Annotated in this window: 4 protein-coding genes and 1 pseudogene; all 5 read left to right on the top strand. The window is 59.7% G+C overall.

Annotated elements, in window-relative coordinates; all coding sequences use genetic code 11:
• Window positions 1-243: 243 nt before the first annotated feature.
• Window positions 244-903, top strand: coding sequence for a GntR family transcriptional regulator (locus KRR23_RS27170; protein ID WP_216744939.1), 660 nt, complete (start codon window positions 244-246; stop codon window positions 901-903).
• 2 nt (window positions 904-905) lie between these two features.
• Window positions 906-4,394, top strand: coding sequence for a chromosome segregation protein SMC (gene smc, locus KRR23_RS27175; protein ID WP_216744940.1), 3,489 nt, complete (start codon window positions 906-908; stop codon window positions 4,392-4,394).
• A 256-nt stretch (window positions 4,395-4,650) separates the two neighbouring features.
• Window positions 4,651-5,499: a cell division protein ZipA gene (gene zipA / locus KRR23_RS27180; protein ID WP_054593228.1), complete on the top strand. Its 849-nt coding sequence runs from the start codon at window positions 4,651-4,653 to the stop codon at window positions 5,497-5,499.
• 211 nt (window positions 5,500-5,710) lie between these two features.
• The gene (gene ligA, locus KRR23_RS27185) at window positions 5,711-8,068 is read left to right on the top strand and encodes an NAD-dependent DNA ligase LigA (protein WP_216744941.1); all 2,358 of its coding nucleotides are present in this window, start codon (window positions 5,711-5,713) and stop codon (window positions 8,066-8,068) included.
• Between the two features lie 159 nt (window positions 8,069-8,227).
• Window positions 8,228-9,238 (top strand): annotated as a pseudogene (locus KRR23_RS27190) (putative zinc-binding metallopeptidase); the annotation flags it as partial.
• Window positions 9,239-9,311 lie beyond the last annotated feature (73 nt).

Consider the following 9,311-nt stretch of genomic DNA (forward strand, 5'->3'; position numbering starts at 1 on the left):
TTGTTGTTAACCGACGAACCTGAATTTATCAGGTCTGACCTTTCGGTCAATGATTTTCTGACTTAAGGGTCAGGAAAATAGCTTTTGCCGATCAACAGTGGCTTATTTCATTATTGACCCTCTCGGGATACCTCGCTTTTTGCTTGAATCGTGCCAAATTCCGCTGGCTTGGCCCTGCGCCATCACCCCGCAAGTGCGCTACACTGCGCCGCTTGTACAGATCGAAGAGTTTGAAGGAAAACCATGACGTTCAAGGCGCCGGACAGCCTCGCCGAGCAAATTGCTCACCACCTCGCCGAACGCATCATTCGCGGCGACCTCAAGCCCGGAGAGCGCATCCAGGAACAGAAGGTCACGCTGGCCCTCAATGTCAGCCGCGGCTCGGTTCGCGAAGCCTTGCTGATTCTCGAGCGCCGGCACCTGATCGCCATCCTGCCGCGTCGTGGTGCTCATGTGACCGAACTCACCGCACACAAGGTGCAGAGCCTGTGCACGCTGATGAGCGAGCTGTACATCCTGCTCGGTAATTCAGTGGCCAGTGGCTGGCAGGTTCAGGCCGATATGGCGCCGTTCCTGCAAATCCAGCAGCGCCTGAGCGCCAGTTACGAGCGTCAGGACATCCGCGCCTTTGTCGAAGACAGCTTCAGCGTGATGCGCGCGGCGTACCCATTCGCCAATAACCCGTACTTGCAGGAAACCGTCGAGAACCTGCAACCGGCCATGAGCCGTGCGTATTTTCTCGCCCTGGAACAGCGCAAGGCCGAGATGAGTGAGTTCCTCGAGCTGTTCGAGCGCTTGCTCGCGGCCGTGCTGGCTCGTGATTTGCCAGAGATTCGCGTCGTGCTCTCGGCTTATGCCCGGCGCAGTTGCGATCTGGTGTTGTCTGCCTTGCCGGTTGCCTGAGCGTGCGACTCAAGTGCATCAAACTGGCGGGGTTCAAATCCTTCGTCGACCCGACCACGGTGAACTTCCCCAGTAACATGGCGGCGGTGGTCGGGCCCAACGGTTGCGGCAAGTCGAACATCATCGACGCCGTACGCTGGGTGATGGGCGAGAGCTCGGCCAAGAACTTGCGCGGCGAGTCGATGACCGACGTCATCTTCAACGGCTCTACCAGTCGCAAACCGGTGAGCCAGGCAAGCATCGAACTGGTTTTCGACAACTCCGACGGCACGTTGATCGGTGAATACGCGGCTTACGCGGAGATTTCCATTCGCCGAAAAGTCACCCGCGACAGCCAGACCACTTATTACCTCAACGGCACCAAATGCCGTCGCCGCGATATCACCGACATTTTTCTTGGTACCGGCCTGGGCCCGCGCAGCTACTCGATCATCGAACAGGGGATGATCTCCAAGCTGATCGAGTCCAAGCCCGAAGACCTGCGCAACTTCATCGAAGAAGCGGCGGGGATCTCCAAGTACAAGGAGCGTCGGCGCGAGACCGAAAACCGCATCCGTCGCACCCACGAAAACCTCGCGCGCCTGACCGACCTGCGTGATGAGCTGGAACGTCAGCTCGAACGCTTGCATCGTCAGGCCCAGGCGGCCGAAAAGTATCAGGAATACAAAGCCGAAGAGCGTCAGCTCAAGGCTCAACTGTCGGCGCTACGCTGGCAGGAATTGAACGAACAGGTTGGCCAGCGCGAAGCGATCATTGGCAACCAGGAAATCAGTTTCGAAGCCCTGGTCGCTGAACAGCGCAATGCCGATGCGAGCATCGAGCGGTTGCGCGACGGTCATCACGACCTGTCTGAGCGCTTCAATCTGGTGCAGGGACGTTTCTATTCGGTCGGCGGCGACATCGCCCGGGTCGAGCAAAGCATCCAGCACGGCCAGCAGCGTTTGCGTCAGTTGCAGGACGACCTCAAGGAAGCCGAGCGTTCACGCCTGGAAACCGAGTCGCACCTGGGTCATGACCGCACCTTGTTGGCGACTCTCGGCGAAGAGCTGGACATGCTCACGCCTGAGCAGGAAGTCACTAGTGCCGCCGCTGAAGAGGCTGCCGCCGCGCTGGAAGAATCCGAAACCACCATGCACGGCTGGCAGGAGCAGTGGGACAGTTTCAACCTGCGCTCGGCCGAGCCACGGCGTCAGGCCGAAGTCCAGCAGTCGCGCATCCAGCAGCTGGAAACCAGCATGGAACGCCTGGCCGAGCGTCAACGTCGCTTGGCCGAAGAGCGCGACCTGTTGTCGGCGGATCCAGAAGACGCGGCGATCCTTGATCTCAACGAACAACTCGCCGCCAGCGAGGCAACGCTCGAAGATTTGCAGGCCAGCGAAGAAGCTCAAGTCGAGCGGCTTGAGCAGTTGCGTCAGGAACTGCAACTGGCCCTGCAAAATCAGCAGCAGGCGCAGGGTGACTTGCAACGGCTCAACGGGCGCCTGGCCTCGCTGGAGGCGTTGCAGCAAGCGGCGCTCGATCCGGGCACCGGCGCCGCCGAGTGGTTGCGTGAACAGCATCTGGCCGAACGTCCGCGTCTGGCTGAAGGCTTGAAGGTTGAGGCGGGTTGGGAGCTGGCGGTGGAAACCGTGCTCGGTGCCGACCTGCAAGCAGTACTGGTCGATGACTTCGCGGGCTTCGATCTGTCCGGTTTTGCCCAAGGCGATCTGCGCTTGCTCAGCCCGTCCAGCGATGGTGTGCGGATCCCCGGCAGTCTGCTCGACAAGGTTGAGGCACAGATCGATCTGTCGCCGTGGCTGGGGCAGGTCAAGCCGGTGGACAGTCTTGAGCAGGCGCTGTCGCTACGGGACCGGTTGGCGGTCGGCGAAAGCCTGATCAGCCGTGATGGCTACTGGGTTGGGCGGCACTTTTTGCGGGTGCGCCGCGCCGGTGAGGCCGAGAGCGGCATGTTGGCACGCGGCCAGGAAATCCAGCGTCTGGGGCTTGAGCGTGAAGAGCGTGAAGCCACCGTCGAGACGCTGGAAACCACTTTGCAAAACCTGCGCGCCCAGCAGCGTCAGCAAGAGAATGGCCGCGAACACTTGCGTCGTTTGCTGCAAGACGAAGCGCGCCAGCAAGGCGAATTGAAAGCTCAACTGTCGGCCGGTAAAGCCAAGGCCGAGCAGCTGACATTACGCCGCACGCGGCTCGACGAAGAGCTCGGTGAGTTGGCTGAGCAGCGTGCGCTGGAACATGAACAGATTGGCGAGTCGCGCCTGCAATTGCAGGAAGCCCTCGACAGCATGGCGATCGACACCGAACAGCGCGAATTGCTGCTGGCTCAGCGCGACAGCTTGCGCGAGCGCCTGGATCGGGTGCGGCAGGAGGCTCGTCAGCATAAAGACCACGCGCACCAATTGGCGGTGCGTCTGGGCTCGCTCAAGGCACAACACGATTCAACCCGTCAGGCGCTGGAGCGGCTGGAATTGCAGTCCGAGCGCCTGACTGAAAAGCGCGAGCAGCTCAGCCTTAATCTGGAGGAGGGCGAAGCGCCGCTGGAAGAGTTGCGGCTCAAGCTTGAAGAGTTGCTCGACAAGCGCATGAGCGTCGACGAAGAGTTGAGAGCCGCGCAGATCGCCCTGGAAGATGCCGATCGTGAATTGCGAGATGCCGAGAAACGCCGCAGCCAGGCCGAGCAGCAATCGCAGTTGATCCGTGGTCAACTTGAACAGCAGCGCATGGAGTGGCAGGCCCTGACCGTGCGCCGCAAAACCTTGCAGGATCAATTGCTCGAAGACGGCTATGACCTGCACGGGGTGCTCGCCACACTGGTGGCTGAAGCGAACGAAAAAGACGCCGAAGAAGAGCTCGAGCGTATTGCTGCGCGAATTCAGCGACTGGGCGCGATCAACCTCGCGGCCATTGACGAGTACCAGCAGCAGTCCGAGCGCAAGCGTTATCTGGATGCTCAGGACGCTGACCTGGTAGAAGCGCTCGACACCCTGGAAAACGTCATTCGCAAGATCGACAAGGAAACCCGCAATCGCTTCAAAGATACCTTTGATCAGATTAACGGTGGATTGCAGGCGCTTTTTCCAAAAGTTTTCGGTGGAGGCAGCGCTTATTTGGAACTGACGGGCGAAGATCTACTCGATACAGGGGTAACGATCATGGCGCGTCCGCCCGGGAAGAAGAACAGCACCATCCATTTGCTGTCAGGCGGTGAAAAAGCCCTGACGGCACTGGCACTGGTTTTTGCGATCTTCAAGCTGAACCCGGCGCCGTTTTGCATGCTCGACGAAGTTGACGCACCTTTGGATGACGCTAACGTTGGACGCTATGCCCGATTGGTGAAAGAGATGTCACAAACGGTGCAGTTCATCTATATCACCCACAACAAGATCGCCATGGAAATGGCCGACCAATTGATGGGGGTCACGATGCACGAGCCTGGTTGTTCGCGTCTGGTAGCCGTGGATGTCGAGGAGGCGATGGCGATGGTGGACGCCTGAGTCATGGCGCGTAGGCCAGATATTTGCGGGAATCAGGGATTTTTACCCGCAGAGAATGCTGGCTAATCGACATAATGGCTGAAGCCATTGTGACTGACGGTGTAAAGTTATCTTTGGTCGTGCTAGTTTAATGTCAATTTTTCGTATGCGTGGGCAAAACGCCATTCAGAACATAGAGTTGGCGCCACGTTTTAAAGCGGTTTACAGCTTGTAAACCCCTTATTTTTCAGCATTTTTTATAGAGGCACGGGATTACATGGAAATCGGTCTGCGCGAGTGGCTGATCGTCATCGGCATTATTGTCATTGCCGGTATTCTTTTTGATGGCTGGCGGCGCATGCGCGGCGGCAAGGGCAAGCTGAAGTTTCGCCTGGACCGAAGCCTGTCGAACCTGCCGGACGAGGACAGTGGTGCCGAACTGCTGGGCCCGCCACGCGTGCTGGATACCCATAAAGAACCGCAACTCGACGAGCATGACTTGCCGTCGGTGAGCATGCCTGCCCGTGAGCCGCGTGAATCGGGCTCCAAGCGCGGCAAGCGTGGTGGCGAGCCATCCCAGGGCGACCTGAATTTGAATCTGGACCTGGATGGCGGCCCGAGCTTCAGCAGCCGTGATGATTTCCCGGACGAAACCAAATCGTCGAGCGCTGCAGTCAATAAAGAACAGCCGCAGGCAGAAGAAGTCCTGGTCATCAGCGTGATCTGCCGTGACCCGGGCGGTTTCAAAGGCCCGGCCCTGTTGCAGAACATCCTGGAAAGCGGTCTGCGCTTTGGCGAGATGGATATCTTCCATCGTCACGAAAGCATGGCCGGCAACGGCGAAGTGCTGTTCTCCATGGCCAACGCGGTCAAGCCTGGCGTGTTCGATCTGGACGATATCGATCTGTTCAGCACCCCGGCTGTCAGCTTCTTCCTCGGCTTGCCAGGCCCGCGCCACCCGAAACAGGCCTTCGACGTGATGGTCGCGGCTGCCCGCAAACTGTCTCAGGAGCTCAATGGCGAACTGAAAGACGATCAGCGCAGCGTACTGACCGCTCAGACCATCGAGCACTACCGTCAACGAATCGTCGAGTTCGAGCGTCGCGCCCTGACCCAGAAGCGCTGATATCGAATGGTCAAGCTCTCTATGACTAGAGAGCTTCTTGTGGTGAGGGAGCTTGCTCCCGCAGGGTTGTGAAGCGGCCCCACTCTGGTTTGCGACGGCTTCGCCGCCGAGCGGGAGCAAGCTCCCTCGCCACAGAATCTGCGTCTTTACGCTATCGTATTTTGAAGATTGAGCAGCCTCGGCTGCTCTTTTGCTTTATGAGAGAGCACCCATGACCGCCGTTGAAAAACGCATTCTAGAGCTGCGCGCTGAGCTGGATCAGCACAACTACCGTTACTACGTCCTCGACGAGCCGAGCATTCCGGACGCCGAATATGATCGGCTGTTCCACGAGCTCAAGGCGCTGGAAACGGCAAACCCCGAGCTGATCACCAGCGATTCGCCGACCCAGCGGGTTGGCGGTGCGGCGCTTGCAGCGTTCACTCAAGTGCGGCACGAAGTGCCGATGCTCAGTCTCGGTAACGCCTTCGAAGAAAACGACATGCGCGAGTTCGATCGCCGGGTCACCGAAGGTCTGGATTTGCCGGCCGGCGATTTGTTTGGCGGTGGCGCCGAGGTGGAGTACAGCTGCGAACCGAAGCTCGATGGCCTGGCAGTCAGCTTGCTGTATCAGGACGGCATGCTGGTGCGTGGCGCTACTCGCGGCGACGGCACCACCGGTGAAGACATCAGCGTCAACGTGCGCACGGTGCGCAACATTCCGCTCAAGCTGCAGGGCAGCGGCTGGCCGTCGACCCTGGAAGTGCGCGGCGAAGTGTATATGTCCAAGGCTGGTTTCGATCGTCTGAACGCCGCGCAACTGGAAGCCGGCGGCAAAACCTTCGCCAACCCGCGCAACGCCGCAGCGGGCAGCTTGCGTCAGCTGGATTCGAAGATTACCGCCAGTCGCCCGCTGGAGTTCTGCTGCTACGGTCTTGGCCAGGTCTCGGCCGAGATCGCCGACACGCACATCGGCAATCTGCAACAACTCAAGCAGTGGGGCATGCCGGTCAGTCACGAGTTGAAACTGGCCAAGGGCATTGGTGAATGCCTGGATTACTACCGCGATATCGGCGAGCGCCGAAATGCGCTGCCTTATGAAATCGATGGTGTGGTGTTCAAGGTCAATAGCCTCGCCTCGCAGCGTGAGCTGGGCTTCCGTGCCCGCGAGCCGCGCTGGGCGATTGCCCACAAGTTTCCGGCGATGGAAGAGCTCACCGAGTTGCTCGACGTGGAGTTCCAGGTCGGCCGAACCGGTGCGGTGACTCCGGTTGCACGCTTGAAACCAGTGAAAGTGGCGGGTGTGACCGTGTCCAACGCGACATTGCACAACATGGATGAAGTCGCGCGTCTGGGCTTGATGATCGGCGATACGGTGATCATTCGCCGCGCCGGTGACGTGATCCCGCAGGTGGTGCAAGTGGTTGCCGAGCGTCGCCCGGAAAACGCCCGTCCCGTGCAGATTCCCGAGTGCTGCCCGGTCTGTGGTTCGCATGTTGAGCGCACGCAGTTGGTCAAGCGCAGCAAGGGTCGCGAAACGGTCAGCGAAGGGGCGGTATATCGTTGTGTCGGGCGTCTGGCCTGTGGGGCCCAGCTCAAGCAGGCGATCATCCATTTTGTTTCGCGCCGGGCCATGGACATCGAGGGGCTGGGCGAGAAGAGCGTCGAGCAGTTGGTGGATGAAGGTCTGGTCAGTTCGCCGGCGGATTTGTACGCCTTGAGCTTCGAACAGATCGTCGACCTGGAAGGTTTCGCCGAGCTGTCGAGCAAGAACTTGCTGAGCGCGATTGCCGACAGCAAGAAACCGGGTTTGGCGCGCTTCATCTACGCCCTCGGTATTCCGGATGTCGGCGAAGAGACGGCCAAGGTCCTGGCGCGTTCGCTGGCGTCGCTTGCACGGGTTCAGCAGGCGTTGCCGCAAGTGCTGACGTACTTGCCGGATGTCGGGCTGGAAGTCGCCTACGAGATTCACAGCTTCTTCGAAGACGCGCACAACCGGAAGGTGATCGAAGAACTGCTCAAGCATGGCCTGGAGATTCAGGATCAGGGCGAATTGGGCGCCGAGTTTGCCGCCAGTACCACGCTGGGCGGAATGATCGACAAGCTGAACATTCCCTCTGTCGGGCCGGGCGGGGCGCAGAAGCTGGCCGACAAGTTCGGTTCGCTGGAAGCGATCATCAGCGCCGACTGGCTGGACATGCGCCAGGCGTTGCCGGAGAAGCAGGCCAACGCCGTTCGGGAGTTCTTCGCCATCGAGCAGAACCGTCAGTTGGCGCTGGATGCCGAACAGCAGTTGCGCGACTTTGGCATGCACTGGCAAAGCGAGAAAAAAGTCGTCGAAGGCTTGCCGCTGGCAGGCCAGACCTGGGTGCTCACCGGCTCTCTGGAGTTGATGAGCCGTGACGTCGCCAAGGACAAGCTCGAAAGCCTCGGCGCCAAGGTGGCGGGCTCGGTGTCGGCCAAGACCTACTGTGTAGTGGCGGGGCCTGGCGCCGGCTCCAAATTGGTCAAGGCCAATGAGCTGGGGTTGAAGGTGCTGGACGAAGAAGCGTTCGTGGCGTTTTTGGCCGGGCACGGCATCACTGTCTAAATCGTCAAGATCGCAGCCTTCGGCAGCTCCTACGAGGGGCGACGTATACCGTAGGAGCTGCCGAAGGCTGCGATCTTTTGATTTTGTCTGCGCAGAAAAAGCGGGAACGATCATGGTACGAGAATGATCTAGTCTTGGCAGTCCCAGGGAGAGATCGCCATGTACCGCTTTTTCGAGCAACTCAGCTCACGTATCGCCGCACCCTTCATCGGTGAAAGCTCGCGTAACGGCAGGGTCTGGCATTGCCGTTGCGGGCAGTCGCTGTTCTTTCGCAACAGTCAGTGCCTTGCCTGCTCGGCAGCCTTGGGTTATCAGCCTGAGCAGAGTCGTTTGTCATCGCTCGCGCCGGGGTTCGAAGTCGATACCTGGCAGCTTGATGCGGAGCCCGAGGCGGGGCTGTTTCGCCGTTGCGCCAATCTGGATACGCCGGCCGCCTGTAACTGGCTGCTCCCGGCTCATGGTTGGGGCGTGCACTGCATTGCCTGCAGTCTGAACCGGACCATTCCCGACCTGTCGATCCCTGAAAACCATGACCATTGGCGCAATGTGGAAATCGCCAAGCGTCGTCTGGTCGCGCAACTGGTGAGCCTGGGCTTGCAGGTGATCCCCAAGTCAATCGATGAGGAGTGTGGCCTGGCGTTTGATTTTGTCGGCGTCGATCTTGAGGGCAAGTCGCCGACCACTGGCCATGCCAATGGCCTGATTACCCTGGATATCAAAGAGGCCGACGATCCTCACCGCGAGCGCGTCCGCGTGCAGATGCGCGAACCGTATCGCACCTTGCTCGGGCATTTTCGCCATGAGGTCGGGCATTACTACTGGGATCGCCTGATCGCCAGCGGCTCTTGGCTGGAAGCGTTTCGCGGACTGTTTGGCGATGAGCGTGTCAGTTACGCCGAGGCGCTGGAGCGGCACTACCAGCAGGGCGCTCCACCGGACTGGCAGCAAAGCCATGTCAGCGCTTACGCCACCATGCACCCGTGGGAAGACTGGGCGGAAACCTGGGCGCACTACCTGCACATGATGGATGCGGTGGACACGGCGCTAGGGTTTGGCATGAGCGCTCGGGAGATGGATTTCGACTACCAGCCATTCCCGCCGAGCGCTCTCTACGATCCGCAACATCCCGGCGGCACGGCGTTCCTGTCGTTCGTCAACGCCTGGATCGAACGTAAGCGCTCCATAAACCCCACATTCAAAGTCACCATCTGATCCCCGATGCTGTGCTCCCGATTCCTTTCCG

The sequence above is a fragment of the Pseudomonas sp. CVAP#3 genome (genome assembly GCF_018986375.1).
In the GTDB taxonomy this organism is placed as follows: domain Bacteria; phylum Pseudomonadota; class Gammaproteobacteria; order Pseudomonadales; family Pseudomonadaceae; genus Aquipseudomonas; species Aquipseudomonas helvetica.